28 protein-coding genes are annotated in these 25,258 nt (G+C 67.7%); 21 read left to right on the top strand and 7 right to left on the bottom strand.

Annotation, left to right across the window (positions count from 1 at the left end):
* Positions 1 to 453 precede the first annotated feature (453 nt).
* The 3 genes from OG959_RS04450 (at position 454) to OG959_RS04440 (ending at position 3,455) form a co-directional block, all read left to right on the top strand.
* The gene (locus tag OG959_RS04450; protein WP_326656718.1) at positions 454 to 1,569 is read left to right on the top strand and encodes an IS110 family transposase; all 1,116 of its coding nucleotides are present in this window, start codon (positions 454 to 456) and stop codon (positions 1,567 to 1,569) included.
* 487 nt (positions 1,570 to 2,056) lie between these two features.
* Positions 2,057 to 2,917 carry an abortive infection family protein gene (locus OG959_RS04445; protein WP_326656717.1) on the top strand — a complete coding sequence of 287 codons (861 nt, stop codon included), beginning with the start codon at positions 2,057 to 2,059 and terminating at the stop codon, positions 2,915 to 2,917.
* Positions 2,918 to 3,083: 166 nt separating this feature from the next.
* Positions 3,084 to 3,455, top strand: a complete 372-nt coding sequence (locus OG959_RS04440; protein ID WP_326656716.1) for an ArsR/SmtB family transcription factor — start codon at positions 3,084 to 3,086, stop codon at positions 3,453 to 3,455.
* Between the two features lie 3 nt (positions 3,456 to 3,458).
* On the opposite strand, the gene OG959_RS04435 is transcribed toward OG959_RS04440, so the two are convergent.
* Positions 3,459 to 3,866 carry an arsenate reductase ArsC gene (locus OG959_RS04435; RefSeq protein WP_326656715.1) on the bottom strand — a complete coding sequence of 136 codons (408 nt, stop codon included), beginning with the start codon at positions 3,864 to 3,866 and terminating at the stop codon, positions 3,459 to 3,461.
* Positions 3,867 to 3,942: 76 nt separating this feature from the next.
* On the opposite strand from OG959_RS04435, the gene OG959_RS04430 reads away from it, so the two are divergent.
* The 12 genes from OG959_RS04430 (at position 3,943) to OG959_RS04375 (ending at position 15,959) form a co-directional block, all read left to right on the top strand.
* A complete protein-coding gene (locus OG959_RS04430) occupies positions 3,943 to 4,251 on the top strand; it encodes an ArsR/SmtB family transcription factor (RefSeq protein ID WP_326656714.1) in 309 nt (102 codons plus the stop codon).
* A gap of 514 nt (positions 4,252 to 4,765) precedes the next feature.
* Entirely contained in the window at positions 4,766 to 6,016 is a 1,251-nt protein-coding gene (gene arsL, locus OG959_RS04425) for an arsinothricin biosynthesis radical SAM protein ArsL (RefSeq protein WP_285570385.1), read from the top strand.
* A gap of 30 nt (positions 6,017 to 6,046) precedes the next feature.
* Entirely contained in the window at positions 6,047 to 7,315 is a 1,269-nt protein-coding gene (locus tag OG959_RS04420; protein ID WP_326656712.1) for a GNAT family N-acetyltransferase, read from the top strand.
* A 39-nt stretch (positions 7,316 to 7,354) separates the two neighbouring features.
* Complete coding sequence (locus OG959_RS04415; RefSeq protein ID WP_326656710.1) at positions 7,355 to 8,467, top strand: GTP-binding protein; 1,113 nt, start codon at positions 7,355 to 7,357, stop codon at positions 8,465 to 8,467.
* 25 nt (positions 8,468 to 8,492) lie between these two features.
* A complete protein-coding gene (locus OG959_RS04410) occupies positions 8,493 to 9,290 on the top strand; it encodes a methyltransferase domain-containing protein (protein ID WP_326656709.1) in 798 nt (265 codons plus the stop codon).
* A 70-nt stretch (positions 9,291 to 9,360) separates the two neighbouring features.
* Entirely contained in the window at positions 9,361 to 10,440 is a 1,080-nt protein-coding gene (locus tag OG959_RS04405) for an inorganic phosphate transporter (RefSeq protein WP_326656708.1), read from the top strand.
* Positions 10,441 to 10,448: 8 nt separating this feature from the next.
* Positions 10,449 to 12,080, top strand: coding sequence for a metalloregulator ArsR/SmtB family transcription factor (locus OG959_RS04400; protein WP_326656706.1), 1,632 nt, complete (start codon positions 10,449 to 10,451; stop codon positions 12,078 to 12,080).
* Between the two features lie 38 nt (positions 12,081 to 12,118).
* Entirely contained in the window at positions 12,119 to 13,141 is a 1,023-nt protein-coding gene (gene mtnA / locus OG959_RS04395) for an S-methyl-5-thioribose-1-phosphate isomerase (RefSeq protein ID WP_326656705.1), read from the top strand.
* On the top strand, positions 13,138 to 13,830 hold the full coding sequence (mtnB, locus tag OG959_RS04390; RefSeq protein ID WP_326656704.1) for a methylthioribulose 1-phosphate dehydratase: 693 nt from the start codon (positions 13,138 to 13,140) through the stop codon (positions 13,828 to 13,830). The genes mtnA and mtnB overlap by 4 nt, the downstream gene beginning before the upstream one ends.
* Positions 13,827 to 14,402, top strand: a complete 576-nt coding sequence (locus OG959_RS04385; protein ID WP_326656703.1) for a 1,2-dihydroxy-3-keto-5-methylthiopentene dioxygenase — start codon at positions 13,827 to 13,829, stop codon at positions 14,400 to 14,402. Before mtnB ends, OG959_RS04385 begins: the two co-directional genes overlap by 4 nt.
* 1 nt (position 14,403) lies before the next feature.
* Positions 14,404 to 15,144 (top strand): acireductone synthase, encoded by a 741-nt coding sequence (mtnC, locus tag OG959_RS04380; protein ID WP_326656702.1) that lies wholly within the window; start codon positions 14,404 to 14,406, stop codon positions 15,142 to 15,144.
* Complete coding sequence (locus OG959_RS04375; RefSeq protein ID WP_326656701.1) at positions 15,141 to 15,959, top strand: S-methyl-5'-thioadenosine phosphorylase; 819 nt, start codon at positions 15,141 to 15,143, stop codon at positions 15,957 to 15,959. The genes mtnC and OG959_RS04375 overlap by 4 nt, the downstream gene beginning before the upstream one ends.
* 104 nt (positions 15,960 to 16,063) lie before the next feature.
* Here OG959_RS04375 and OG959_RS04370 read toward each other — a convergent pair whose 3' ends face one another.
* Complete coding sequence (locus OG959_RS04370; protein ID WP_326656700.1) at positions 16,064 to 17,155, bottom strand: permease; 1,092 nt, start codon at positions 17,153 to 17,155, stop codon at positions 16,064 to 16,066.
* Between the two features lie 345 nt (positions 17,156 to 17,500).
* Between OG959_RS04370 and OG959_RS04365 the strand changes: the two genes are divergently transcribed.
* The gene (locus OG959_RS04365; protein ID WP_326656698.1) at positions 17,501 to 17,830 is read left to right on the top strand and encodes an ArsR/SmtB family transcription factor; all 330 of its coding nucleotides are present in this window, start codon (positions 17,501 to 17,503) and stop codon (positions 17,828 to 17,830) included.
* 11 nt (positions 17,831 to 17,841) lie between these two features.
* Positions 17,842 to 18,231, top strand: coding sequence for an ArsR/SmtB family transcription factor (locus OG959_RS04360; protein ID WP_326656696.1), 390 nt, complete (start codon positions 17,842 to 17,844; stop codon positions 18,229 to 18,231).
* Between the two features lie 113 nt (positions 18,232 to 18,344).
* Here the strand turns inward: OG959_RS04360 and OG959_RS04355 are convergent, their stop codons facing one another.
* From OG959_RS04355 to OG959_RS04345, 3 genes are all read right to left on the bottom strand, one after another.
* A complete protein-coding gene (locus OG959_RS04355) occupies positions 18,345 to 18,818 on the bottom strand; it encodes a GNAT family N-acetyltransferase (protein ID WP_285570466.1) in 474 nt (157 codons plus the stop codon).
* Positions 18,819 to 19,100: 282 nt separating this feature from the next.
* Complete coding sequence (gene trxB, locus OG959_RS04350) at positions 19,101 to 20,108, bottom strand: thioredoxin-disulfide reductase (RefSeq protein WP_326656694.1); 1,008 nt, start codon at positions 20,106 to 20,108, stop codon at positions 19,101 to 19,103.
* On the bottom strand, positions 20,105 to 20,518 hold the full coding sequence (locus OG959_RS04345; protein ID WP_326656693.1) for an arsenate reductase ArsC: 414 nt from the start codon (positions 20,516 to 20,518) through the stop codon (positions 20,105 to 20,107). Before OG959_RS04345 ends, trxB begins: the two co-directional genes overlap by 4 nt.
* Positions 20,519 to 20,609: 91 nt before the next feature.
* Between OG959_RS04345 and OG959_RS04340 the strand changes: the two genes are divergently transcribed.
* The 3 genes from OG959_RS04340 to OG959_RS04330 are packed head-to-tail and all read left to right on the top strand — an operon-like array spanning position 20,610 to position 23,111.
* A complete protein-coding gene (locus OG959_RS04340) occupies positions 20,610 to 20,918 on the top strand; it encodes an ArsR/SmtB family transcription factor (protein WP_326656692.1) in 309 nt (102 codons plus the stop codon).
* Positions 20,915 to 22,027, top strand: a complete 1,113-nt coding sequence (gene arsB / locus OG959_RS04335) for an ACR3 family arsenite efflux transporter (protein WP_442805536.1) — start codon at positions 20,915 to 20,917, stop codon at positions 22,025 to 22,027. The genes OG959_RS04340 and arsB overlap by 4 nt, the downstream gene beginning before the upstream one ends.
* Before the next feature lie 4 nt (positions 22,028 to 22,031).
* Positions 22,032 to 23,111, top strand: a complete 1,080-nt coding sequence (locus tag OG959_RS04330) for an ArsO family NAD(P)H-dependent flavin-containing monooxygenase (RefSeq protein WP_326656690.1) — start codon at positions 22,032 to 22,034, stop codon at positions 23,109 to 23,111.
* 278 nt (positions 23,112 to 23,389) lie between these two features.
* On the opposite strand, the gene OG959_RS04325 is transcribed toward OG959_RS04330, so the two are convergent.
* Positions 23,390 to 24,433 (bottom strand): flavin-containing monooxygenase, encoded by a 1,044-nt coding sequence (locus OG959_RS04325; protein ID WP_326656689.1) that lies wholly within the window; start codon positions 24,431 to 24,433, stop codon positions 23,390 to 23,392.
* A 63-nt stretch (positions 24,434 to 24,496) separates the two neighbouring features.
* On the opposite strand from OG959_RS04325, the gene OG959_RS04320 reads away from it, so the two are divergent.
* Complete coding sequence (locus tag OG959_RS04320; RefSeq protein WP_326656688.1) at positions 24,497 to 24,823, top strand: ArsR/SmtB family transcription factor; 327 nt, start codon at positions 24,497 to 24,499, stop codon at positions 24,821 to 24,823.
* 21 nt (positions 24,824 to 24,844) lie between these two features.
* On the opposite strand, the gene OG959_RS04315 is transcribed toward OG959_RS04320, so the two are convergent.
* On the bottom strand, positions 24,845 to 25,210 hold the full coding sequence (locus OG959_RS04315) for an ArsR/SmtB family transcription factor (RefSeq protein WP_326656687.1): 366 nt from the start codon (positions 25,208 to 25,210) through the stop codon (positions 24,845 to 24,847).
* Positions 25,211 to 25,258 lie beyond the last annotated feature (48 nt).

The raw sequence follows: 25,258 nt of genomic DNA, 5'->3' as shown, positions 1-25,258 counted from the left end.
CGCCGCCGTCTGCACTGCAGCTATGAGCGCAAGGTCGAGCACTTCCTTGCCTTCGGAGGCATCGCAAGCACCTTGCCGCGTTGTGAAGCAAATGCGCTTGTTCGCTGTTCGTCTTCGCGCATGTGTAGTCGGGACTGGGCGTCGGCTGCTGAATGTTCTCCATCGACGGTCAGGTTTGAACGCAGGGCCCGATGTGTTGTGAGGGGCGGGAGCATGGGTGGGTGCTGTTCCGGGTCCGGGGTCTGACTCATGACATCTCTGACCGAAGTGCGACTGTGTCCAGCTTTCACAGTGTCGGCCGTTGGCCGGGGACGGTGCGTTGTTGGTGCCGGGCCGACGGGGTGTGTCCCGATAGGGGCCTGCCGATCGTTGTGGCGTCCTCACGACTCTGACCGCCCGCTCCGGACCGGCACCGGCAACGCGATATGCCATCGGACCGGAAGGGGAACGGGCATGTCCAGTTCGACCGTGTCCATTACGTCGCCTGCTCGGCAGGCTCGCCGTCGCCGCCCTGCGGGGGAGGTGATTTTGGGAGTGGATACGCACCGGGATGCTCATGTGGCGGCGGTGCTTTCCGTGACGGGGGCAGTCCTGGCCACCGATGAGTTCCCGGCCACCGCGGCGGGATACCGTGATCTGCTGAAGTGGGCTCGGAAGTTGGGCGGGGTGGGGCGGGCCGGTGTGGAGGGGACCGGCTCCTATGGGGCGTCCCTGTCGCGCTATCTGCTGGCTCAGGGCGTGGACGTGTTCGACGTGAATCGGATGGACCGGGCAGATCGCCGTCGGCGCGGCAAATCGGATCCGCTCGATGCGCAGAACGCGGCGCGAGCTGTACTGAGCGGGCGGGCCCGCGCCAGGGCCAAATCGGGCGATGGGCCGGTACAGATCGCGAGAATGTACAAACTCACGAAGGCATCCGCCGTCAAAGCCCGCACGCAGGCCATCAACCAGCTCAAAGCCATCCTCATTGCCGCCGACCCCGCCTTGCGGGAGGAACTGGCGGGCCTGGGCAATGCCGAACTCTTCCGTCGCTGTGCACGGTTCGCCGACGTGAGCGCTCAGGAAGAGATGGGCGAGGAGGGGGTGTTGCTGGCCACTCGAGTCGCGCTGGGTCTGCTGGCTCACCGGATCGGCCAGCTTTCCGAGCAGATCCGGGATGTGGACGCTCGTCTGACCCGGCTCGTGAACTGGTACGCCCCGCAGTTGCTCGATGTGGTGGGGATCGGTCCGGACACGGCTGCCACTTTGCTGATCACGGTGGGGGACAACCCGGAACGGCTGGACAGTGAGGCGTCCTTCGCCGCGTTGTGCGGGGTCAGCCCGGTCGAGCGTTCCTCGGGACGCCGGCAGTACCGCCGCCTCAACCGCGGCGGCGACCGTCAGGCCAATGCCGCGCTCCACCGCATCGTGTTCACCCGCCTGCGGGTCGACCCACGCACGCAGAACTACTACGAGCGCCGCATCAAGGAAGTCAAAACCCGCCGCGAAATCGTCCGCTGCCTCAAACGCTACGCGGCCCGCGAGGTGTTCCACCTGGTCGGACAACTGCAGCCAGGACCCCGTTCATAGGAGAGGCCGGCGACATTCGCGGTTGCCCTATGGACGGCTCCGCCGTGTATGCAAGGGTGGTAACCGGCGCGCCTGTGCTTTCTCGTGGCGAGCGGGGGCGCAGGGGGTTCACCTTTGCCCCGGGCGCGGAGGTGAGGGGCCTTGTCGGCTGCTCAGTTCCACGAACAGGGCAACGCCGCCATGCGCTTCAGGTGCAGCACCATCGAGCTGGAGATGGCCATCGCCGTGAGCAACTCCAGAGCGCCAGGGCGGCCTGAACATCCGGGTTCTGGACGGCCGTTTCCGGAAGCGATTCGCAGTGAGACCTCTACTAACACGGTGCGCGTCACCATCGAACCGCAGGTCTCGACTGGAGGGGAAATTGCCTACCGGGTTGAGGACTGACTCAGGCCCGAAGGCTTCGGCTCGGTCTGAGCACAGCCCTGAGTTGAGCGCCCTTGTCGGTAAAGGCCATGACGGTGTCAGAGTCTCCTCGTATCTTCAGACCATGACCGTCACTGCACGCCAGGAGCTTGTGAGTCCAGCAGTCCGCAACGCCATCCGCTCGCTTGCGACAGATCTGACCATCCGGACCGTGTCTGAACTGTGGCAGGATCACGGGTTCGTCCCTATCCCGCCCGATGAGCTGAAGTACCAGGACCCGGGGCAGCGGCGTACGGAGTTCATGCTCTACGCCGAGGGCGTGGACTGGTCGGATCAGAACCAGGTCCGGCGTGCGCTGTTGGTCTTCGAGGACTTCATTCGCGCGTGTAGGAACCCTGATGAGCAGGGCACCCCCAGGTGGCTGGAGGACATCCGAGTCCGGCTGGAGCGCGACGGGTTCACTCTCGACAAGGAGGGACGGATCACGTGGTCCAACCCGCCGGTGCTGGTCCGGGACCTCAGTACTCTCAGCGACGCCTCCGGGATCACGATCGAGCTGGAGCGTATCCGGCGAGATCTGACGACCGACTCGCAGGGGGCCATTGGGGCGGCTAAGCAGCTTATCGAGGCCACGGCAAAGACGGCACTTCAGGAGCTGAAGATCGAGGTCGACAAGAACGCTGCCCTCCCCTCGCTGATCAGCATGGTCCACAGGGAGCTGAAGCTCGATGCCGCTTCTGCAGCCGAGGGGCCGGACGGCAGCAAGGCCATCAAGAAGATCCTTTCAGGGGCTGTGAACATTGCCGTGGGCGTCGCGGAGCTGCGCAACCAGGGCTTCGGCAGCGGTCACGGCCAGGCGAGTGCGCCGTCAGGACTCGGGGTTCGCCATGCGCGCTTGACGGTCAACGCCGCTGTGACCTGGTGTGAGTTGATTCTCGACACTTTGTCTGACCCTGCCGCCCCGTGGCGTAAGGGCAAGGTCTGATCGCTGCTAAGTCTGCGGACCTTCCCCGAACCTCCCGGCTTGAGAAGAGGGCGCTCCCGGGCCGGTAACGCTGTCGGCCAAGCCGAGCGTCAGGTGGCGGCGAGTTCGCGCCCGGGACGGGCTGCCCCAGATCTTGTGGTGAGCCGACTGCTCGTAGAGTGAGGGCATGGTCGTTGCTGCTTCAAACTTACGTATAAGTCCAGTAGGGCAGGGGAGTTGCTCGCCGGGACCGTCTGGGGACCTCATCACTCGTGACGAGGTTGAGCTGAGGGTGGCTGGGCTGAAAGCCATGGCCGATCCGGCCAGGCTGCAGATTCTTCATTTGATCCAGCAGGCCCCTGCAGGAGAGTTGTGCGTGTGTGACCTGACGGATTCGCTGGGGCTGAGCCAGCCCGCGGTGAGCCGTCATCTTAAGATTCTGGCGATGGCCGGTCTTCTTGCGCGTGAGCAGCGAGGCACGTGGGCCTGGTTCTCCCTGGTTCCCTCAGCGCTGCGAGACTTGCAGGACCGCGTCTTTGGCTCCCTCGTGCCGCACTAGGCGTTACGAGGTTGGGTCGATTTCCTTGATGAGGGCTTCGACGAGGGTTCTGATTTCGTCGCGGATAGGGCGGACTGCTGCGACGCCCTGTCCGGCGGGGTCTTCGAGCTGCCAGTCGAGGTAGCGCTTGCCGGGGAAGACGGGGCACGTGTCCCCGCAGCCCATCGTGATGCAGACGTCCGAAGCCCTTACCGCGTCGACGGTGAGGATCTTCGGTGCCTGGTCTGAGATGTCGATGCCGACCTCTGCCATGGCCTCCACCGCGGCCGGGTTGACCGTGTCACCGGGTGCGGAGCCGGCGGAGCGGACCTCGATGCGGCCGCCGGCGAGGTGGCGGAGCCAGGCAGCGGCCATCTGGGAGCGGCCGGCGTTGTGGATGCAGACGAACAGTACGGACGGTCTGACGGGCATTGTTTGCTCCTGTTGGTATGGGTGTGTGCCCGGTGGTCTGCCTCGCGGATGATCCTGATGTGTCACCATCAATCTCATGCTGACATCGGTCGACGCTGAGGTTGTGCGGGCGCTTGCGGACCCGCTCAGGCTGCGGATTGTGACGTTGCTGGCCCGGGAGGCGTTGTGTACGACGCATCTGGTGGCCGAGACCGGTGCGCGCCAGACCAACCTCTCCAACCATCTGCGGGTGTTGCGTGAGGCAGGTGTGGTGGAGACCGAACCGTGTGGCCGCTTCACCTACTACAAGGTCCGGCCCGAGGCGCTTGAAGCACTCGCATCCTTCTTCGGCGGCCTGGCGCAGAGTGTGCACAACGCCGGAAACGCCCGGCGCCCCTGCCCGTAACTCCCCCCTGAACGGGAGATTCCGCATTCGCCAGTGCACGTGTGGTGTGTCCCCCTTGCCTGCCGACGAGCGGTTGACCGCATCCTGATGGGTCGTGCCCGTTCCGGAGCAGTGTGCTGCTCCGGAACGGCAGGTACATCGAAGTACGCCGATTCAATGACGCTGGTGCTACCCCAGCTCAATGGTTGCTAACCCTCTTCACCCCATGCCTTTGCGGACCGCGTGACCTGGGGAGTTTGGTGCGCCGGACCGCATTTGCGAAACGCCAACTCTGGCCGTTTGCGCCGGTGACCGGGCCTTCCGTGCTGCATGGATCGGATCGCGCCACCGGGAGGGTGTCACATTGCGCCACTGTCCGGGGGTGCGTACCAGCTATTCATCGATCTATTGACATACATCGTTTAATGCTGGGAGTGTTCCGCCGTCGGACTGACAGGGCCGTCACCGACCAGGTCCGGGTCTCTGCCGGCCCGGCTGTTTCGTCGCTCACTCTGACCACTCCCTGGGGGGACGTGTGACCACACCCCGTGTGCTCGTGGCTTCTGCTTTCGAGGCGGAGCTCCAACCTCTGACCTCTGCCTGCGTGGCGGCTGCTCTGCGTGATCACGGCGCTGACGTGGTGGGCTGGGACGCCCATCTGCAGCCTGACGCATTGCCTGAGGGCCCGTTCGATCTCACCTTGGTCTCGGTGCAGCAGTTCGAGGGTCTGGAGCGCGGTATCGCCCTGGCCCGGCGTGTCAGCGAGGCGTACGGCACCCTGGTGGTGACGTTCGGCCAGTACGCGCAGATGAATCATCGTGAGTTCCTCCAGGTCGTGAGCGGGGTTGCGATGGAGGAGCCGGAACTGATCGCCGAGGACCTGGTCCACCTCGCTTCCGGGACCATGCCCCTGGGCGAGGTGCCGGCGCTGATGACAGCCGGCGGGATGCGTCCCAAGCCGCCGCGCCGCCGGATCAGCGTGGCCGCGCCGGCCAGGGAGCTGTTCCCCTCGCTGGTGCACTACCCGGCCCACCACACCCCGTACGGGCTGATGGGCAACATCGAGGCGTCCCGCGGCTGCCACCACAAGTGCACCTACTGCTCGGTGTACGGGGCCTATGACGGCGGGGTGGCAGCCTTCGACGGCGACACCGTCCTGGCCGACGCCCTGCAACTGGCCGAGGAAGGCGTACGGCACTTCTGCTTCATCGACGCGGAGTTCTTCAACTCCCGCACCATTGGTGTCGGTGTCGTCGAGCGGCTCGTCGAGGCGATCGGGCCGATCACGTTCGAGTTCACCACCCGCGTCGACCACGTCCTGGACTACACCAAGGAACTGCAGAAGCTCGTCTCGCTGGGCCTGCGCAAGGTGACGTGCGCGCTGGAGTTCCCCTCCAACCGAATCCTGCGGATCTTCGACAAGCACATCGACGTCGATCACATGAAGCAGGCGGTGGCGGAGGCCGAACGCATCGGCTTCGAGCTGTTTCCCACCTTCATTCCCTTCACGCCATGGATCGAGTACGAGGAACTCCTGGGGTTCGAGGACTGGCTGGTGGAGACGGGGCTGGCCCGGGTCACCGACCCCACGGCTCTGCAGACGCGGCTGCTGCTGTTCAAGGGGTCCCCGCTGCTGTCCTCGCCGTGGATGGAAGACATCGCCACCGTCGACCGCGGTTTCTGGGTGGAGTGGACCCACCCCGACAAGCGCGTCGAGGAGCTGTGGCAGGACCGGCGCACCGATGCCGAGGACGCAGGCAAGATCCGCTGTTGCGTGAAGTGCTGACCCGCCCCCTCACACGCGAAGGACACTGACATGGGTGGATCACCCCGCATCGTCATCTCCACCGGCCAGACCCTGCCCGACATGGACTGGTCCGGCGAACTCGACCGCCTCACCGACTCCTGGCCCTACCTGGGACCCACCTGGCTGCGGGCCACGGAGAAGGTCCTGCCCGAGGCCCAGCCCTGGCACACGATCGCCACCCGCGCGCGGGGCGAACTGGCCCTGCTGCCGGGCTACATCATCACCAACCCGCCTGTCGTCGACCACGAGCCGCGCACCTACCTGGGCTGGCAGGCCCCCAGCGGTGAGGAAGTGTGCTGCGGCGCGGAGACGGATGCCGCCCGCAGCGCGGCAGTCGACGCCCTGGGTACTGAGCCGTTCTTCCCGGCCCTCCTGCTCGGGTCGCCGCTGGGCTACCGCACAGAGGTCGCCTACAACTTCTGGACGCCCACCCTCATGGGTGCGATCGTCGACAACCTCGTCCCGGCGGCCTTCGAGGCGGGCATCCGCTGCATCGCCGCCCCGTGGATACCCGACAGGCGAGGCAACGAGGCCCTGGTCACCGCACTGAACGCGGCCGGCGGTCACAGCGCCTTCTGGGGCTTCGAGGACTTCATGAGCCTGGACGCGGGCAGCTGGGAAGGACACCTGGCCGCGGTGCCGCTGAAGAAGCGCCAGCGCATCAAGGGTGACGTGCGCCGCGCCCTGGCGGCAGGCGTCACCATCGAGCGTGTCGACGGCGAGAACATCCGCCCCTACACGGCCCGGATCGCCGAACTGACCTGCCTCAACCGGGAGAAGAACGGTGCGGGCGAGGAGCCCGGGCACATCGCCGGCATCCTCACCACGCTGATCGACGAGGGCGCCGACGTACGCGCCTACCTCGGCTACAAGGACGGCGCCCTGGTCGCCACCTGCGTCACCGTACGCAAGAACCACCGCCTGTTCCCCAAGTGGGCCGGCTTCGACTACGCCGCGATCGGCGAACGCAGCGGCATCTACTTCGCCCTGGTCCTGGACGCACCCGTCAAGGACGCCTACGCCGAAGGGCTGCGCACCGTGGAGTTCGGTGCGGGCGCCCACCAGGCCAAGGCCCTGCGCGGCTGCACCCCGAGGAAGGTCACCACCACTCTGGTGCTGTCCGACCCCGACCTGCGTCCCCAGGCTGCCACCTGGCTGGATGCCTTCGGCACCAGCCGCCGCATCGCGTTCGGTGACACGACAGCCGCACCCTCCCAGCCCGCACCCCTCACCCTGCTCGGCCAGACCACGGACGGGGGCTGCTGCTCCACCGGCTGACCCCCTCCCAGGCTTTCGAATCGGACCAGAAGGAACGACATGATCACGTTCATTCCGCTGACCGGGTTCCTCGGGGCGGGCAAGACCACCACCATGACCGCAACCGCGCTGGCCCTGCAGGAAACCGGCCGCAAAGTCGCAGTCATCACCAACGACCAGGGCGTCGAGCTGGTCGACACCAAACTTGTCCGCAGCAAACTCGGCAGCGTCGCTGAAGTCACCGGCGGATGCTTCTGCTGCAAGTTCGAGGACCTCGTCGAGGCCGTCGTCGCCCTGGTCGACTCCGACGGAGTCGACGTCGTGATCGCCGAGGCCGTCGGCTCCTGCACCGACCTGCAGGCCACCGTCGTGCGCCCGCTGCGCCAGTACTACGGCGACAGCATGGTCGTCGCCCCCCTCACCACGGTCGTCGACCCGCTGCGCCACCTGGCCTTTGAGCGCGCGGCCCAGCGAGCCGAACCGGAATCGGACCTCTCCTACCTGTTCCGCCAGCAGCTCACCGAAGCCGACGTCATCGCCGTCAACAAACTCGACACCATCCCGGCGACGCGGGCCGAGACTCTGCTGAAGGACCTGGCCGCCCAGTACCCCAACGCCACTGTTGTGGGCTACTCCGCCACCACCGGTGCCGGACTTGAGGACCTCACCGACGCCTGGCAGGCACCGGCGACCAACCAGGATGTCCAGCTCGACATCGACTACGACCGCTATGCCGCCGCCGAGGCACAACTGGCCTGGATGAACCAGGAACTCGACCTCACCGCAGCAGTGGCGGGCACCGGCTTCGACGCCACCGCCTGGGCCGACACCGTACTGGCCGGGCTCTCCCGCTGGGCACAGGAGAGCGACGCGGTGATCGGGCATGCCAAGCTCACCGTGGAGCTGCCCGACGGGGACTTCGCCAAGCTCAGCTGCACCCAGGCCGGAGCCACACCCACGTGCGACCGCGCCGCCGCTGCCCATGCCCCGGCCGGCAGGGCGGTTGTCAACGCCCGCATCGCCTGCGAGCCCGAGGCCCTCGACCAGGCCGTCACCGCAGCGGTCAAAGCCGCCGACGACAGCCACCAGGTCATGTCCTCCGCGACCGCACCGGTTTCCTTCAAGCCGTCCTACCCCCGCCCGGTCCACCGCCTCGCCCCCGCCGGCGCCTGACCCCCCTTCCTCAAGGACTTCAGACATGAGTGACACCACCACCACGGCCTCGGGCACCTTGCAGGAAGAGGTCCGCGCCTACTACCGCGCCAAGGCCGAAGAAGCCGAGACCAGTGGCGCCTGCTGTTCCCCCGACCCCAACACCTTCGGCCCCGCCGCCTACGACGAGATCGGCCCCGGCGCCGCACCGGACACCGCCCTGCTCGCTTCCCTGGGCTGCGGCAACCCCAGCGCGGTCGCCGAACTGCGCGAAGGCGAAACGGTTCTGGACCTGGGCTCCGGTGGCGGACTGGACGTGATCCTCTCCGCACGCCGCGTCGGCCCTGACGGGCGGGTCTTCGGGCTGGACTTCCTTGAGGAGATGCTCGCTCTCGCGGCCCGCAACATCGAGGACGCCGAGATCGACAACGTGGTCCTCCTCAAGGGCACCATCGAGTCCATTCCACTGCCCGCGAAGACCGTCGACGTCATCATCTCCAACTGCGTGATCAACCTGTCGCTGAACAAGCCGGCCGTGTTCGCCGAGATGGCCCGCGTGCTGGCCCCCGGCGGACGCCTGGGCATCAGCGACGTCGTGGCCGAGGACCGCCTCAGCCCCGACGAGCGGGCCCAGCGCGGCGGGCACAGTCAGTGCATCGCAGGCGCCCTGTCGGTGGGGGAGTACCGCGAACTCCTGGACGCCGTGGGCCTGAAGGACACCGAGATCGTCTTCACCCAGGAAGCCGCGGACGGCCTGCACGCCGCCATCATCCGCGCCCGCAAGCCCGTCGACAACGAAGCCGACGCTCCGCAGGAGTGTGCCCCCGGGGGCACCTGCTGCTGATCCGCACCGCCGGATTCCGGGCCGCGGCCCCCTGACGGCCGCGGCCCCTTCACACACTGGAGACACCGCCATGTCTTTCACTGTCGTGCTCGTCTTCATCCTGGTAGCGGCCCTTGCCGCCGCCAACGGCAGCAATGACGTCCCCAAAGGCGTCGCCACCCTCGCCGGGGCGGGGGTGACCAAGTACCGCACCGCCATTGTGTGGGGCACCGTCACCACCCTCGCCGGATGCCTGTGTTCCCTGGCCCTGGCCGACCGCATGACCAAGCTCTTCTCCGCGGGCATCGTCACCGCTGAACCGACCGACGCCTTCGCCGTCGCCGTGCTCGCCGGCGCGGTCGCCTGGGTCGCCCTCGCCACCGTCCTGCGCCTGCCCGTCTCCACCACCCACGCCCTGATCGGCGCCCTCCTGGGCGCCGGGATGCTACTCGCATCCGACTCCATCGCCTGGAGCGCCATTCCGGAGAAACTCATCATCCCGCTGCTCGTCAGCATCGGCATCGCCTACGCCATATCCCTGGGCCTGGCCCTGATCTTCAACCGCGGCGCCGCCTCCAAGCCCCCCACCACTGAGCCGGAAGCGACCACCGGTCCCGCATCCCCGGCCACCCCGGCAGGCGAGAGCGGAGCCGTCCTGGCCGCCGAACGCGTCAACGCCGCCCCGACCACCGCCACAGAGCCCCCCGCCGGGCGCGTCCTGGCCGCCGCGCACTGGCTCACCAGCGGTGCCACCGGCTTCGCCCGGGGCCTCAACGACACCCCCAAGATCGTCGCCATCGGCGCGTTCGCCCTGGTCCCGGCCGGCATGACGACCTGGCAGATCATGCTCCTGGTCTCCGGAGCGATGGCCCTCGGCTCCCTCACCGGTGGCATGCGCCTGGCCCAGCGCCTGGGAGAAGGCGTCATCCGCATGAACCACCGCGAAGGGTTCATGGCCAACATCACCACCGCCACCCTGGTCGGCCTCGGCGCCGGCTACGGGCTCCCCATGTCCACCACCCACACCTCGACGGGCGCCATCGCGGGCTCGGCAGGGGCCAACCTCAACCGTCTGAGCGGCAAGACACTGCGTCACTTCCTCATCGCCTGGCTGGTTACCCCGCCCTTCGCCGCAGCGGTAGCCGCCCTGGTCTTCCTGGTGGCCCGCTAACCACCCTCGTGCACGAGCCCTCACTCGGGCGGGCAACCGCCGAGGACTACGCCCGCTGGTTCCAGGCCCTCGCCGACCCGACACGCATTCTCATCGTGCGTTTCGTCAGCCGGCAGGAACGCCCGGTACCAGCGGGCGTCATCGTCGACCACCTCAAGCTCAGCCAGTCGACGGTCTCCCACCACCTCAAGATCCTGCGCCAGGCCCGCTTCCTCACCACCGCCCGAGCCGGAACCAGCATCCTCTACAGCCTCAACGACCACTGCCTCACCCAACTCCCCGAAGGTCTCCTCACCGGCAACGGCCCCTACCCCGGCCGCGCCAGTCCCCGCACCGCAGCCGCACACCCCGACGGTCACACGCCCATCAAGAGGCCCGAAATGGACGCCACCACCCCGCCCACCGGCGACACGCCGGCCCCCGTCCTCCTGCTCATCGGCAGCGGAGACCGCCGCTATCGCGAGTACATCCTCGCCGCGATCACCCGCGACTTCCGCCTCTGGCTCCTGGATGCCTACGAGCCCACCTGGCAACTTCCGTACATCGAAGGCGCCACGGTGCTGAACACCAAAGACGTCCACGCCCTGCACGAGGCTGCTGGTCACGTCGCAGCCGCTCTTCCCGTCGTGGGGGTCTTCACCTACGACGAGTCACTTGTGCACGCCGCCGCGCAGCTCGCCCAGACCCTCGGCCTGCCCGGCAGCCCGCCGCGCGCGGTCCTGGCCTGCCGGGACAAGGCAGCCACCCGCGCCATCCTCACCGAAGCCGAGATCCCGCAGCCGGCATCCATCCCCGTGGCCGACGCCGATGAGGCCACCGCCGCAGCAGAGACCATCGGATATCCCGTAGTCGTCAAGGCCCGCGGACTCGCCGGGAGCATGGGCGTCCTGCGCGCCGACACCCCAGCCGCCGTCCGCGAGGCGTACACGGTCGCCGCTGCGGCCACCTACGCCGGGGTGCCGCGATATGAAGCCGACGTCCTGATCGAGGAGCTCCTGACCGGTGAGGAGATCAGCATCGACGCTGTCATCACAGACGGCGTCTGCACCCCGATGGTCCTGGCCCGCAAGCAGGTCGGCTGCAACCCCTACTTCGAGGAAATCGGACACACCGTCCACGGCGCCGACCCGCTCATGGAGGACCCCGAACTCCTGGACCAGCTCAACCGCATCCACAAAGCGATCGGCTACGTCCACGGCGCCACGCACACCGAGTTCAAGCTCACCCCCCACGGCCCCCGGCTGATCGAGATCAACGCCCGGCTCGGCGGTGACTTCATCCCCTATCTCGGAGCCCTCGCCACCGGCACCGACCCCGCAGTCGCGGCCGCCCACGTTGCCGCCGGGTTCGCCCCCGACACCGCACCCCGCACCAGCCACACCGCCGCGATCCGCTTCCTCTACCCGGCCCAGGACTGCATCGCGGCCACCGTGACCGTCCGGACCGACCGCCTCGGCCCCACCATCCATCGCGCCGTGGCCACCGCCGACCCCGGTACCGCGCTCGCCCTGCCGCCGCGCGCCTACCTCAACCGCTACGGATACGTCATCGCCGTCGGCGAGGACCCCGAGCAGGTGACCGCCGACCTCGCCGATCCGAGCGCACTGATCGAACTGCGAGCCCAGCCCCCTGCCAGCTGAACCGTCGGCACAGGCCCAACCCGAAGGGACACTCACCAGTGAACCCACCCGGCACCGTGCAGTCGTCGCTGGCCTGGGAGGACGGCACGATCGTCACCCTCGACCAGCGCGCCCTGCCTCACGAGACCCGGCAGATCCGGCTGACCACGGTCGAGGAAGTGAGGGAGGCCATCGCCACCCTTGCCATCCGCGGAGCCCCGGCCATCGGGCTGGCCGGAGCCCTGGCCGTGGCCCTCTCAGCTCGCCGTCATCTGTCCGGACCGGCACCCGACCCCGGAGCGGTGCGGGCAGATGCAGAACGGCTCGTCGCGGTGCGCCCCACCGCCGTCAACCTCGCCTGGGCCGTAAACCGGGTCCTGCACCACCTTCCCGAAGGCCCCGACGCGGTCCTGGCAGAAGCCTTGAACATGCTGGACCAGGACATCGCCGTCAACCTGCGCATGGTCACGCACGCTGTCGACGCAGTCACCTCCACCTGCCCCGACAAACCGCTGAGCATATGGACGCACTGCAATACAGGCCGCCTTGCCACAGCCGCAGTCGGAACCGCTCTGGGCACCATCCTCGCCCTCGCCGAATCCGGCCGAGTCCGTGAAGTCCTGGTGGGCGAAACGAGACCACTCCTTCAAGGCGCCCGCCTGACCACATGGGAACTCGCCGAGGCCGACATCCCGCACCGGCTGTGTGTGGACTCCGCGGCCGCGACCGCCATGGCAGCGGGCCTGGTCGACTGCGTCCTGGTGGGAGCCGACCGCATAGCCGCCAACCATGATGTCGCCAACAAGATCGGTACGTACGCCCTCGCGCTGGCCGCTCATCACCACGGCGTCCCGTTCTTCGTCGTGGCCCCTGAATCGACCCGTGATGCCACGATCCCCGGTGCCAGTCACATCGTCGTCGAGCAGCGCCCCGCCCACGAGGTCACCCACTACGCCGGGAAACTCACCGCGCCGGCCTCCACCCGCGCCTTCAACCCCGCCTTCGACACCACCCCCGCCCAGCTGATCACAGCGGTCATCTCCGAGGACGGCATCACCTGGCCCAAGGGAGACCACGCATGACCTACGCACCCGCCACCAGCACCGGCCGCACAACTGCCGGGCAACTGGCCACCACCAGCCGCCACCTGTACGAGCAGGGCTGGATGCCCGGCACCGCAGGCAACCTGTCGATGCTCCTGCCCGACCAGCCGCAGCGTGCCCTCATCACAGCCAGCGGCCGGGACAAGGGCGAACTCACCAACCAGGACATGGTCGAGATCGACGCCCACACCAGCGAACCCGTCCGCACCGGGTCCCAGCGCGCCTCGGCCGAAACCTGCATCCACTCCGCGCTCTACCGCACCACCGACGCACAAGCCGTCATCCACGTCCACTCGCCGTACGCCACCGTCATCGCCACCCGCGCCCAGCACCCCCAGCACACCAGCCTTCTGCACCTGGAACGCTACGAGCTCCTCAAGGGCCTCGGTCTGGCCGACCCCTCCGGGACCACCGTGCCCGTCTTCGTCAACTGGTCCGACGTCCCACGCATCGCCCACAACGTCGCAGCCTGGGCCACGGCCACCCCCGGCGCTCCGCCCGGACTGCTCATCGCCGACCACGGCATCACCACCTGGGGCAACTCCCTGGCCCAGGCTCGCAACCGTCTCGAATGCCTGGAAGCGATCTGTCAGCTCCTGGTCCTGGCAGCTACGCCCCTGAGCACCACCACCACACCTGCCACCTCACCCACCGCGGAGCACTCATGACACTCCTTCAGGTCATGCCGGTCGAAGCACCCGGCACCGTCCTCACCCGGACCCGCGACACCGCCGAGATCACCGACATGCTGCGCACACATGGAGTGTCCTTCAGCCGCTGGCCGGTGCGGCTGAAGGTCGCCCCCACCACCACCCCCGCCGACCTGCTGGAGACCTACCGCAAGGAGGTCGACGCCGTGTGCGCCGAGCAGGGCCTGCGTCTGGTGGACGTGGCCCGACTCCAGCCCGAGGACAGCCCCGCATGGGCCGTGCGTGCCGACGCGGCCCGCTCGATGTTCCTCGAAGAGCACCGTCACGACGAAGACGAGGTGAGGTTCTTCGCCCACGGCACCGGTTGCTTCTACCTGCACCTGGACGACAAGGTCCACGCCGTCGTATGCGAGGCGGGCGACCTTCTGTCCGTCCCCGCCGGCACCCGGCACTGGTTCGACATGGGCCCCGTACCGGACTTCGCCGCCATCCGCTTCTTCGAAAAGGAGGACGGCTGGGTCGGCGACTTCACCGCAGACCCCATCGCGGCTTCCTTCCCCCGCCTCGACGCACTGCTGGCCGAGGACTGACATGAACCCGCGCCACCAGGCAGTCCTCCTCGACATCGAAGGCACCACAGGCGCCCTCTCCCACGTCCGCGATGTGCTCTTCCCCTACGCCCGCACGCGCATCGCCCCGTGGATGACCGCCCACCACCACACCGACCAGGGCCAGCAGATCCTCCAAGCAGTCCGAACCGACCTCGGCGACCCGCGACTCAGCCCCACCGATGTGATCGCGCAGCTCGAAGAATGGGCCGACACCGACACCAAGGCAGCACCCCTCAAGAACCTCCAGGGCCACATCTGGGCAGCCGGATACGCCGCCGGCGAACTGACCGGTCACGTCTATCCGGACGTCCCGCCGGCCCTCGCCGCCTGGCGGGAACGAGGCATCGCCCGCTACATCTACTCCTCAGGCTCCGAAGCCGCCCAACGCGACTGGTTCGCCCACACCGCCCACGGTGACCTGACCCTGCTCCTCGACGGACACTTCGACCTCAACTCGGCCGGCCCCAAGCACGATGCCGCCTCCTACCTGAGCATCGCCAGAGCCATCCGCACACCACCGGCGCTCGTCCTCTTCGCCAGCGACTCGGGTGAAGAACTGGATGCCGCGGCCACCGCAGGCTTCCAGACCCTCGCCGTCCGCCGCCCGGACGATTCGCGTCCCGCACCTCCGGCCCATCGCCTGCTCACCTCCCTGACACCTCTCATCTGGGCCGGCGCGCAAACCGGCGTTCCCACGCACGCCGAAGGATCCCGCCCATGAGCACCCACACCCCCAGCCCGCAGGCCGACATCGCCGTCATCGGAGGCAGCGGCTTCTACTCACTCCTTGACGGTGCGCAGCTCGTCCACATCGCCACCCCCTACGGGGAGCCCTCCGACCCGATAGCTCTGGGCACGGTCGCCGGCCGGCAGGTCGCCTTCCTGGCCCGCCACGGCACCGACCACCGCCACCCGCCCCACCGCATCAACTACCGCGCGAACCTCTGGGCGTTGCGCTCACTGGGAGTACGCCAGGTTCTGGCACCCTGCGCCGTCGGATCGCTGCGCCCGGAGCTCGGACCGGGCAGCATCGTCATTCCGGACCAACTCGTCGACCGAACCACCTCGCGCGTGCAGACCTATTTCGACGAAGGCGCGGTCCACGTGCCTTTCGCCGACCCCTACTGCCCCGCCGGCCGCACCACCGCGGTCAAGGCCGCTGCCGGCACCAGCCTCCCCGCCCACGACGGCGGCGTCATGGTGGTCATCGAAGGCCCCAGATTCTCCACCCGGGCCGAATCCCGTTGGTATGCCTCGTCCGGCTGGTCGGTGGTGAACATGACCGGGCACCCCGAAGCCGTCCTGGCCCGCGAACTGGCCCTGTGCTATACCCCGATCGCACTGGTCACCGACTACGACGCGGGCGTACAGGCAGGCGACGGTGTCTCGCAGGACGAGGTCTTCCGCATCTTCGGTGAGAACGTCGAAGTGCTGAAGGGCCTGGTTCTTGAGGCCATCGCCCAGCTCGACCTCACGCGCCCCTGCAGCTGCGCGGCAGTACTCGACGGCATCACGCTGCCCATCAACCTGCCCTGAACGAGTCCGGTGCCGCCCGGACCGGGATCAGGCACCTTCCACGCGAACGGCCCCCGCTGCGCCTGAGTGGCGCAGCGGGGGCCGGCAGGGGCGGGGGAGTGGCCCTACAGGAGCGGCAGGGCGGCCAGCCCGATGCCGACGCTGCCCACCAGGCCCACGCCGAGGTAGAAGGCGAAGACATTGCCCTTCACGACGCTGCGGACCGCGACCATCGCGGGAATGGTCGTGATCGCACCGCCCAGGAGGAAGGTGACGCCGGCGCCCGCCGCCATGCCCTGATTCATCAAGCCCTCGACGACCGGAATGGCTCCGACGCCGTTGAGGTACAGCGGAACACTGATCAGTCCGGCAAGCAGGACGGAGAAGATGCCGTCCGTTCCCAGGATGGAGCTGACGACATCACTCGGCACGTAGCGGACGATCAGCGCTTCCAGCACGATGGCCAGCAGCAGCCAGCGGCCCAGGATGAGCGAGTCACTGACGATTTCCTTGAGGATCTCAACCGCGTTGAGATTCTTGATGTCACGCCTGACCAGGATCCGCCAAGGCGTGCCATCGTCCTCGTCGGGGGCATTCGCCGCCGCCTCGCAGGGGCTCGTACCGGCGGAGGCATCCTGCGCAGGCTCGCCGGCTCCGGGAGCGGAACCTGCGCCGACCGAGACCGGGGCAGGAGACTGCACCGCCGAGCATGCAGGGGCCTCGACCGCCGTCTGGGAGCACGCCTTGGCAGGAGCCGAATCCTTGGTGCCTTCGCGCAGCGGATTGGCGAAGCGCCCCCGGCGCTCCATTGCCAGGACGATCAGACCCGCCCCGAAGCTGAGGATCAGCGCGCCGACCAGACGTGCTGTTGCTACGGGAAGGCCGAGCTGCGTGGCGGACAGGGCATAGATCTCGGGGTCCATTGCGGGGGAGGCGATCCAGAAGGCCATCACGGCCGACAGGGGGACCCCAGCGATCAGAAAGCGCCGGATGAGCGGAATGACGGTGAAGGAGCAGAACGGACTGAAAGCGCCGATGGCCGTGGTGATCGCGATGCCGAGGATCCCTCCGCGGCCGTTGGCGAAACTGCGCTTGGCGACCACGTCGATGGACAGCCGCTGAACGGCGATGCCCAGAACGATGGCTACCAGAAACCACGGGAGGTAGTGCAGCACCTCGCGCAGTATGAACAGGCTCAGGGCCTGCACTTCGCTCACAGGAGGACCTCTCTGGGAAGGCGGCACACGAGTGTCAACTCGCCGAACTTGCACGGTCGGCAGCACGGGAGGCTCAACAACCCGCCCCCATTCATCGAATATCGATGATAGACGATTAAAGAACGGGTGGGCAATGGCCTGTAGGGCCTGTTCATGCAGACCGATCGATCAGCCCTGGCTCCTGTGGGCGGGAAGCGTTCGGCCGACCTCCCGGTGGCTCCGATTTGGCAGGATCGATTCTTGTCCATATAGGCGCGAACGTTCCGCCGGTGGGCGTGCGGCGTGCTGTCGCCTATTGCACGCACCTTGCCTCTGTCGCGCGCCATCGACTAACATCGATGGATCATGAGCGGCACACTGAACGCCCAGCTGATCGACCGAGCCACCGCCGAGTCCTATGCGACGTGGTTCAAAGCACTGTCCGACCCCACCCGCGTACAGATCCTCAACCTGCTCGCGCTCGCCCCTGGCGCGATGAACGTCGGTGAGATCGTCGAGCGAGTCGGTGTGGGGCAGTCCACGGTCTCCCACCACCTGAAACTTCTGGCCGACGTCCGCTTCGTACTGCGCGAACGCCAGGGGACCTCCATGCTTTACTCGATCAACGTTGCCTGCGTCGCTTGTTTCCCCAGCGCTGCCGATGCCGTCATGGGCCGTCCCGCGGCCTCCGCCTGAAACGTGGACGAATGTCTGAGCAGAAGTCGCAGATATCCGACGGCATAGCCGCCTGCTGCCCGCCCATCACCACGGCAGCGCTGTCCGAACCGGCTGCCCAGACCATGGCGGTCATGTTCAAGGCCCTCTCCGACCCGGTGCGCCTGCGCCTGTTCTCCCGGGTTGCCTCGCACCCGAGTGGCGAGGCGTGTGTCTGCGACATAGCCGATGTCGGCGTCTCGCAGCCCACGGTCAGCCATCACCTCAAGAAGCTGCGTGAGGCGGGGCTGCTGACGTCCGAACGCCGCGGCACCTGGGTCTACTACCGGCTCGCGCCGGGCATTCTCAGCCTGCTCGGGACCTTCCTCACGGACCCGGAAGCAGTTTCCCCGCCCGAGGCGACAGCGAGGGCCGTTCGATAGGTGGTCAACCCCTGAATGCCAGGAGCGGAGAACGCCGGGGCGACAGTGCCGCTGATCGGTCGCTGAAGGGCCTTGTAGTTGAGCGAAGGCGATGCACGATCCTTGGCCGCCCGTCAGTTCACTACAGGACTGCGGCGTTCGATCAGCTGGACGTCACGCCACACCCGGTGCAGCCGACCGACGCGCTCACGAGTGCCGATAACCCGGAACCCGACACGCTCGTGCAGGAGGAGGCTGGCGGTGTTCTCCGGGAACACTCCGGCCTGGATAGTCCAGATTCCCGCAGCCTCCGTTGAGGCGATGAACGCTTCCAACAAGGACCGGGCCACACCCTGACCCCGTGCCGACGGGGCGACATAGACGGAGTGCTCGACCACGCCCGCATACGCAGGGCGGGCGGATACCGCTGAAGCAGCGATCCACCCCTGGAGCGTTCCGTCCGTCTGTAGGGCGACAAAACGGTGGCTGGGGAGCTTTGATCTGTCGAACGCGGCCCACGTCGGTGCGCAGGTTTCGAAGGTGGCGTTGCCCTCGTCGATGCCTGCCTGGTAGACCGCCAGGACCTGTTCGGCATGGCTGGCATGCATGGGTTCCAGGGTGAAGGCGCCGTGCACGGGCTCTCCTCTTGGGGTGCGGTGGGGAAGGTGCTTGCGGCAATTCTTTCCGAGTGCACGACGGGGCTCATCAGAGGGCCGGGGCGGAGGACGTCGGAGTCGCCAACCGGTCGGTGGAATTCACGGCGACGACGGGCGCGGCGGGGCGGCGCGGGACCTGCGCGCACGTGCGGTCACGGAAGGCGGGGGCCAGCTTCTGTCCGCCAGGTCCGCCAACGCGGCGGACAGAAGCTGGTGCTTATGGGGTGGGGGTGATCAGACGGTGCTGTGTCTGGTCACGGCCTCGGCAAGGGCTCCGGCCGGCGAGGGGATGGTCTTCGCGTGGTCGGTCAGCGAGGAGAGGTACCGCTCGGCGTCGAGTGCCGCCGCGCACCCGGACGCGGCTGCGGTGACGGCCTGGCGGTAGGTGTGGTCGACGACATCGCCCGCGCCGAAGACACCGGGGATGCTGGTGCGGGTCGAGGGCGAATCGACCTTGAGGTAGCCCTCGGCATCGAGGTCGAGCTGCCCGGTGAAGAGCTCGGTCCGCGGGTCGTGGCCGATCGCGATGAACAGCCCAGTCGCCGGCAGATCACGCAGTTCGCCGGTGAACGTGTCCCGCAGCACCACACCGGCGAGCATTCCGCCCTCCTCCTTGATCTCAGCGATCTCGCTGTCGAAAGCGAAGGAGATCTTGTCGTCGGAGAAGGCCCGGTTCTGCATCACCTGGGAGGCGCGCAGGGACGAACGGCGGTGGACGATGGTGACCGAACGGGCGAAGCGGGTGAGGAAGGTGGCCTCCTCCATCGCGGTGTCGCCACCGCCAACGACGACGATGTCGCGGTCGCGGAAAAAGAACCCGTCGCAAGTCGCGCACCACGACACGCCACGTCCCGAAAGGTTGTCTTCGAGTGGCAGCCCGAGCTTCCGGTACCCGGAGCCGGTGGAGATGATCACGGTCTTCGCGCGATGCACGCTCCCGGCGCTGTCAGTGACCTGCTTCACGGGTCCGGTGAGGTCGACAGAGACGACGTCGTCGTCGACCATCTCGGCGCCGAAGCGCTCGGCCTGGGCCCGCATGTTGTCCATCAGGACCGGGCCGTCGATGCCTTCGGGAAAGCCGGGGAAGTTCTCCACCTCGGTCGTCGTGGTCAGCGAGCCGCCGACGAAGATCGAGCTGCCGAACAGTAGAGGCTTGAGCTCGGCGCGGGCCGTGTACAGGGCCGAGGTGTACCCGGCAGGTCCTGAGCCGATGATGATGACGTTGCGCACGCGTTCACTCATGCCGCAGGCTCCGGGGCGAGAACCTCGATCAGGTCCTCGATGAGGGCTTTGATCTCGTCGCGAATGGGGCGGACTGCTGCGACGCCCTGTCCTGCAGGGTCTTCGAGCTTCCAGTCGAGGTAGCGCTTACCGGGGAACACGGGACACGCGTCGCCGCAGCCCATCGTGATGCAGACGTCCGACGCCTGCACGGCGTCCACGGTGAGGATCTTCGGAGTTTGATCGGAGATGTCGATGCCGACTTCGGCCATCGCCTCGACTGCGGCCGGGTTGACCTCCGCTCCCGGTGCGGAGCCGGCGGAGCGGACCTCGATGCGGTCGCCCGCGAGGTGACTGAGCCAGGCGGCGGCCATCTGGGAACGGCCGGCATTGTGCACACAGACGAACAGCACCGAAGGCTTGTCGGACATCAGGGGGCTCTCTTGTCTCACGGCGGGATCAGGTGTCATTGATATCAGCACCGAATGGCGTCAGTGGCTACTGATGTGACAGTATCAGTACATGATGACGTCAGTCGATACTGAATTGATCAGGGTTCTGGGTGATCCGCTCAGGCTCAAGATCGTGACCCTGCTCGCCCGCGAGACCCTGTGCACCACACACCTGGTGGAGGAGACGGGGGCGAAGCAGACGAACCTCTCCAACCACTTGCGGGTGCTACGGGAGGCGGGTGTGGTGGAGACGGAGCCCTGCGGTCGCTTCACCTACTACAAGCTCTGCCCCGACGTCATCACCCAGCTCGCGGATCAGTTCGCCGACCTGGCGGCTTCCGCCCGTAATGCGGCCGAGAACAAGAGGGCATGCCCGTGACCCCGACCCAAGCACCCGCGCCCGCGACGAACGAGGATTCCTCGGTCGTGCAGCAGCTCTCCACCCTCGACCGCTTCCTCGCCGTCTGGATCCTCCTGGCCATGGCCCTGGGGCTCGGCCTGGGGAGGCTCATTCCCGGCCTGAACGATGCGCTGGCGAAGATCGAGGTCGGCGGGATCTCGCTGCCGATCGCCCTGGGCCTGCTGGTCATGATGTATCCGGTGCTGGCCAAGGTCCGCTACGACAAGCTCGACACGGTCACCAGCGACCGCAAACTGATGGTGTCCTCGCTGGTCATCAACTGGATCGTCGGGCCCGCCGTCATGTTCGCCCTGGCGTGGATCTTCCTGCCCGACCTGCCCGAGTACCGCACGGGCCTGATTATCGTCGGCCTCGCCCGCTGCATCGCCATGGTCATCATCTGGAACGACCTCGCCTGCGGCGACCGCGAAGCCGCCGCTGTTCTCGTCGCTCTGAACTCGGTGTTCCAGGTGTTCGCGTTCGGCCTGCTGGGCTGGTTCTACCTCGACCTGCTGCCGCGCTGGATGAACCTCGGCGACGGCCAGGGCCTGGACGTATCCGTCTGGCACATCGCATTGAACGTCATCATCTTCCTCGGCATCCCGCTGCTCGCCGGCTTCCTCACCCGCCGCATCGGCGAGCAGAAGATGGGCCGCGAGAACTACGAGGCGAAGTTCCTGCCGAAGATCGGCCCCTGGGCCCTGTACGGGCTGCTGTTCACCATCGTCATCCTCTTCGCGCTCCAGGGGAAGACCATTACCTCGCAGCCGCTGGACGTCGTCCGCATCGCGCTGCCGCTCCTGGTCTACTTCGCGATCATGTTCTTCGGGACCTTCCTCCTGGGCAAGGGCCTCGGCCTCGCGTACGACCGCACCACCACGCTCGCGTTCACCGCCGCGGGCAACAACTTCGAGCTGGCCATCGCCGTCGCCATCGCCACCTTCGGCGTCACCTCCGGCCAGGCCCTGTCGGGCGTCGTCGGCCCGCTCATCGAGGTCCCCGTCCTGATCGGCCTGGTGTACGTCGCACTGGCCTGGCGCAAGAAGTTCGCCCCCTCAGCCCTCGCCACCCCGCAAAAGGACGCCTGAGGCGATGCGTCCTGACGCCGTGACCAGGCAGACGGACGTGGTGGTGATCGGCGGCGGGCAAGCCGGGCTCGCCGCCGGCTACCACCTGCGCCGGAAGAAGCTGGACTTCGTGATCCTGGACGCGCAGGGCACACCCGGCGGGGCCTGGCAGCACACCTGGGACTCCCTGCACCTGTTCTCGCCGGCCGCCTTCTCCTCGCTGCCCGGCCGGATCATGCCGGCCCAGCCGGGCCACGAGTACCCGGACGCCGGGCACGTCGTGGAGTACCTGAGCGACTACGAGCAGCGCTACGAACTGCCCGTTCACCGCCCGGTCCGGGTCCAGCAGGTACGCCGGGCCGGCGATCGGCTGCGGGTGGAGACGGACAAGGACATCTGGTCCGCCCGGGCCGTCGTCTCGGCGACCGGCACATGGTGGCGCCCCTTCCTGCCCGCCACCCCCGGCCGGAACGATTTCGCCGGCCGGCAGCTGCACACCACCGGCTACCGGAGACCATCCGACTTCGCCGGGCAGCGAGTCGTCGTGGTCGGCGGCGGGAACTCCGGGGCACAGATCGCCGCGGATCTCGCCACCCACGACGGGATCGATCCGACCTGGGTCACCCAGCGCCCGCCACGCTTCCTCGCTGACGACATCGACGGCCGGGCCCTGTTCGACGCCGCGACCGCCCGGCGCCGCGCCCTGGACGAAGGACGCACCGATACCGGCGGCGTCGCCTCACTGGGCGACATCGTCGCCGTCCCGCCCGTTCGCGAGGCGCGGGACGCCGGACTGCTCAAGGCGTCCCCGATGTTCACCCGGCTCACCGCCGACGGCATCGAGTGGGCGGACGGCACACGGGCCGCAGCCGACGCCGTGATCTGGTGCACCGGCTTCCGCCCCGCCCTGTACCACCTCGCCGCGCTGGGCCTTCGGGGGCCACGCGGCCACATCCCCACGCACGGCACGCGGGCGGCCGGGGAACCGCGCCTGCACCTGCTCGGCTACGGCGACTGGACTGGCCCCGCCTCCGCCACCCTCATCGGCGTCGGCCGCCCGGCCCGCGACGCCGCCGCAGAGATCGCCGAACTTCTCGGACGCTGAAGGCGGATGCGAACCACATCATCACCTACGGACCCGAGTCGGAGATTCGACACCAGTTGGGTGTAAGTCGTCCTGGGCCGAAGACCCCGCTGACCCAACGGCCCGCATGTGCGCCGCGTACCGCCTGCCCTCGGTTCGGACGAGTCCTACACCCCTGGCGTGCTGCTCACACCTCGGCAGGACGGGTATCGGCCGTGGGGCACCTCCATGGCGCAGGTCCAGGAACTTCGGGTGTTCGACGAGACGTGGAACCGCTCCGCACGGGAGCCGGGCGGAGCTCAGTGCTTCCGCACCCGCGACAGCACGTACTCCGCGTCCCGGCCGACGCCGCGAAGGGTCTTGGAGGAGAAGCTGCGCTGGAACTCCATGCCGACGAATCCGAATCCCGGCACGGTGCTGGCGATGCCGCCCCTGTGCAGCGGCGCGTCATCGGCGCCGACGGCGCCGCTGTCGTGCAGGTAGGGGAAGGTGAGCCGGTAGCCGGTGGCGAGCAGGACCGTGTCGACGGCTTCCTTCGTTCCGTCGGCCCACACCACGCCCTCGTTGGTGAACCGGCTGAACATGTCGCGGCGTTCGACGCCGTGCCGGTCCAGTGCAGCCAGGTAGTGGCCGTCATCGATCACGGAGACGGGGACCTTCGCCAGTAGCCGTCGGATCGGTGCGATGTCGAGGCGGGTGTGCTTCAGCCACCAGTGCAGGTCCCGGCCGAGCGGGCGTTGGGGCATCCAGCCGATCGGGCGTCGGCTGGCCAGGGTGGTGTCGGCGATCGCGCCGAGATCCGCGGCGATCTGGATCGCGGAGTTGCCTCCGCCGACCACGACGACTCGCTGCCCTGTGAACGCGTCGGGGCTGCGGTAGTCGGCGGCGTGCAGTACCTGGCCGCCGAATTCCGTCCGGCCAGGAAGGTCCGGAGTGAAGGGGGTGCCGTAGTTGCCGGTCGCGGCGATGACCGCCCCGGCGGTGAACTTCCGCCCGTCGTCGGCGAGTACGGACCAGGCACCATCCTGGCGCGTTACAGAGGTGACAGAGGTCGAGGTGCGGATGCCGGCGGGTAGGCGGTTGGCGTAGTCGCGCAGGTAGTTCACGACTTCGTCCCGTCGTGGGTAGCGATCCGGGTCGCCGGGGAACTGTATGCCGGGAAGGGAGGAGTACCGGGCCGGGGAGAACAGCGTGAGGCTGTCGTAGTAGCTCGGCCACGATCCGCCAGGTTCCTTTGCGGCTTCCAGGACCAGAGTGCGGGTGAAGCCGTGACGTGGGGCAAGGGCTGCGGTGACCAGGCCGGACTGCCCGGCGCCGATGACGATGAGATCGGCATGTTCCATGAGAACGTAATCCTTCACTTGAGTCGTTATTTCGGGAAGTGACGAAATGTTTGGCAGGGAGCTGTGACAGAGAACGGCATCGAGGCGTCCGTAGTGGATCCGGCAACGGCCGACTTCCTCAAGGCCCTGGCCAGCGAAACCCGTCAGAAGGTGCTGCAGCAGTTCGCCGGCGGGATCGAGCTGACGGTCGGCGAGATCGCCGACCGCTGTGCGCTGAAGCCGTCGACCGCCTCGGAGCACCTGAGCTTGCTGCGCCGCGGCGGCCTGGTGATCTCCCGCAAGGAGGGCAAGCAGGTCTACTACCGGGCCGACGGCGCCACGATGACCCTGCGCGTCTCTGCGCTCCAGGCGTACCTGGCGCGCTGCTGCCCGCCTGACTGCAACGGCTGACGCTCAGAAGTCGGTCGAAGGTCAGGTGCGGAGGTCGAGCATGGCGGACATGGCGGCGACGACCGGCGGGGCGACCTGGTAGTAGACCCAGGTCCCGCGTCGCTCCGAGGTCAGCAGGCCGGCCTCGCGCAGTTTCTTCAGGTGGTGGGAAACGGTCGGCTGGGAGACGCCGACATCGGAGATGTCGCACACGCACGCCTCGCCCCCCGCATGCGAGGCGACCTTGGAGAACAGGCGCAGCCGCACCGGGTCGGACAGCGCCTTGAACATCGCGGCCATCCGCTCCGCGTCCTCCTGCGACAACTCTCCCGCGGTGATCGGCGGGCAGCACGGCACCACAGCATCCGTACCGAGGACCGGCAGCTCCGCAATCTCTGAATTCGACATGTGTCTATGTTGACACCTGTCGATACCGGTGGCAACCTTTGGATATAG

This window comes from Streptomyces sp. NBC_00385, assembly GCF_035917155.1.
GTDB lineage: Bacteria > Actinomycetota > Actinomycetes > Streptomycetales > Streptomycetaceae > Streptomyces > Streptomyces poriferorum.
Note: the sequence above shows the minus strand (reverse complement) of the source record. Positions and strands in the feature narration are given on the sequence as shown.

Bases quoted from the DNA above. Each gene is read 5' to 3' on its own strand.
- OG959_RS04410 (WP_326656709.1), top strand. From the start codon at position 8,493: ATGAGTGACACCACCACCACGGCCTCGGGCACCTTGCAGGAAGAGGTC.
- OG959_RS04430 (WP_326656714.1), top strand. From the start codon at position 3,943: ATGCTGACATCGGTCGACGCTGAGGTTGTGCGGGCGCTTGCGGACCCG.
- OG959_RS04450 (WP_326656718.1), top strand. From the start codon at position 454: ATGTCCAGTTCGACCGTGTCCATTACGTCGCCTGCTCGGCAGGCTCGC.
- OG959_RS04420 (WP_326656712.1), top strand. From the start codon at position 6,047: ATGGGTGGATCACCCCGCATCGTCATCTCCACCGGCCAGACCCTGCCC.
- OG959_RS04435 (WP_326656715.1), bottom strand. From the start codon at position 3,866: ATGCCCGTCAGACCGTCCGTACTGTTCGTCTGCATCCACAACGCCGGC.
- trxB (WP_326656694.1), bottom strand. From the start codon at position 20,108: ATGAGTGAACGCGTGCGCAACGTCATCATCATCGGCTCAGGACCTGCC.
- OG959_RS04345 (WP_326656693.1), bottom strand. From the start codon at position 20,518: ATGTCCGACAAGCCTTCGGTGCTGTTCGTCTGTGTGCACAATGCCGGC.
- mtnC (WP_326656702.1), top strand. From the start codon at position 14,404: ATGAACCCGCGCCACCAGGCAGTCCTCCTCGACATCGAAGGCACCACA.
- OG959_RS04330 (WP_326656690.1), top strand. From the start codon at position 22,032: ATGCGTCCTGACGCCGTGACCAGGCAGACGGACGTGGTGGTGATCGGC.
- OG959_RS04440 (WP_326656716.1), top strand. From the start codon at position 3,084: ATGGTCGTTGCTGCTTCAAACTTACGTATAAGTCCAGTAGGGCAGGGG.
- OG959_RS04385 (WP_326656703.1), top strand. From the start codon at position 13,827: ATGACACTCCTTCAGGTCATGCCGGTCGAAGCACCCGGCACCGTCCTC.
- mtnB (WP_326656704.1), top strand. From the start codon at position 13,138: ATGACCTACGCACCCGCCACCAGCACCGGCCGCACAACTGCCGGGCAA.
- OG959_RS04340 (WP_326656692.1), top strand. From the start codon at position 20,610: ATGATGACGTCAGTCGATACTGAATTGATCAGGGTTCTGGGTGATCCG.
- OG959_RS04375 (WP_326656701.1), top strand. From the start codon at position 15,141: ATGAGCACCCACACCCCCAGCCCGCAGGCCGACATCGCCGTCATCGGA.
- OG959_RS04315 (WP_326656687.1), bottom strand. From the start codon at position 25,210: ATGTCGAATTCAGAGATTGCGGAGCTGCCGGTCCTCGGTACGGATGCT.
- OG959_RS04365 (WP_326656698.1), top strand. From the start codon at position 17,501: ATGAGCGGCACACTGAACGCCCAGCTGATCGACCGAGCCACCGCCGAG.
- OG959_RS04415 (WP_326656710.1), top strand. From the start codon at position 7,355: ATGATCACGTTCATTCCGCTGACCGGGTTCCTCGGGGCGGGCAAGACC.
- OG959_RS04445 (WP_326656717.1), top strand. From the start codon at position 2,057: ATGACCGTCACTGCACGCCAGGAGCTTGTGAGTCCAGCAGTCCGCAAC.
- OG959_RS04325 (WP_326656689.1), bottom strand. From the start codon at position 24,433: ATGGAACATGCCGATCTCATCGTCATCGGCGCCGGGCAGTCCGGCCTG.
- OG959_RS04405 (WP_326656708.1), top strand. From the start codon at position 9,361: ATGTCTTTCACTGTCGTGCTCGTCTTCATCCTGGTAGCGGCCCTTGCC.
- OG959_RS04355 (WP_285570466.1), bottom strand. From the start codon at position 18,818: ATGCATGCCAGCCATGCCGAACAGGTCCTGGCGGTCTACCAGGCAGGC.
- OG959_RS04360 (WP_326656696.1), top strand. From the start codon at position 17,842: ATGTCTGAGCAGAAGTCGCAGATATCCGACGGCATAGCCGCCTGCTGC.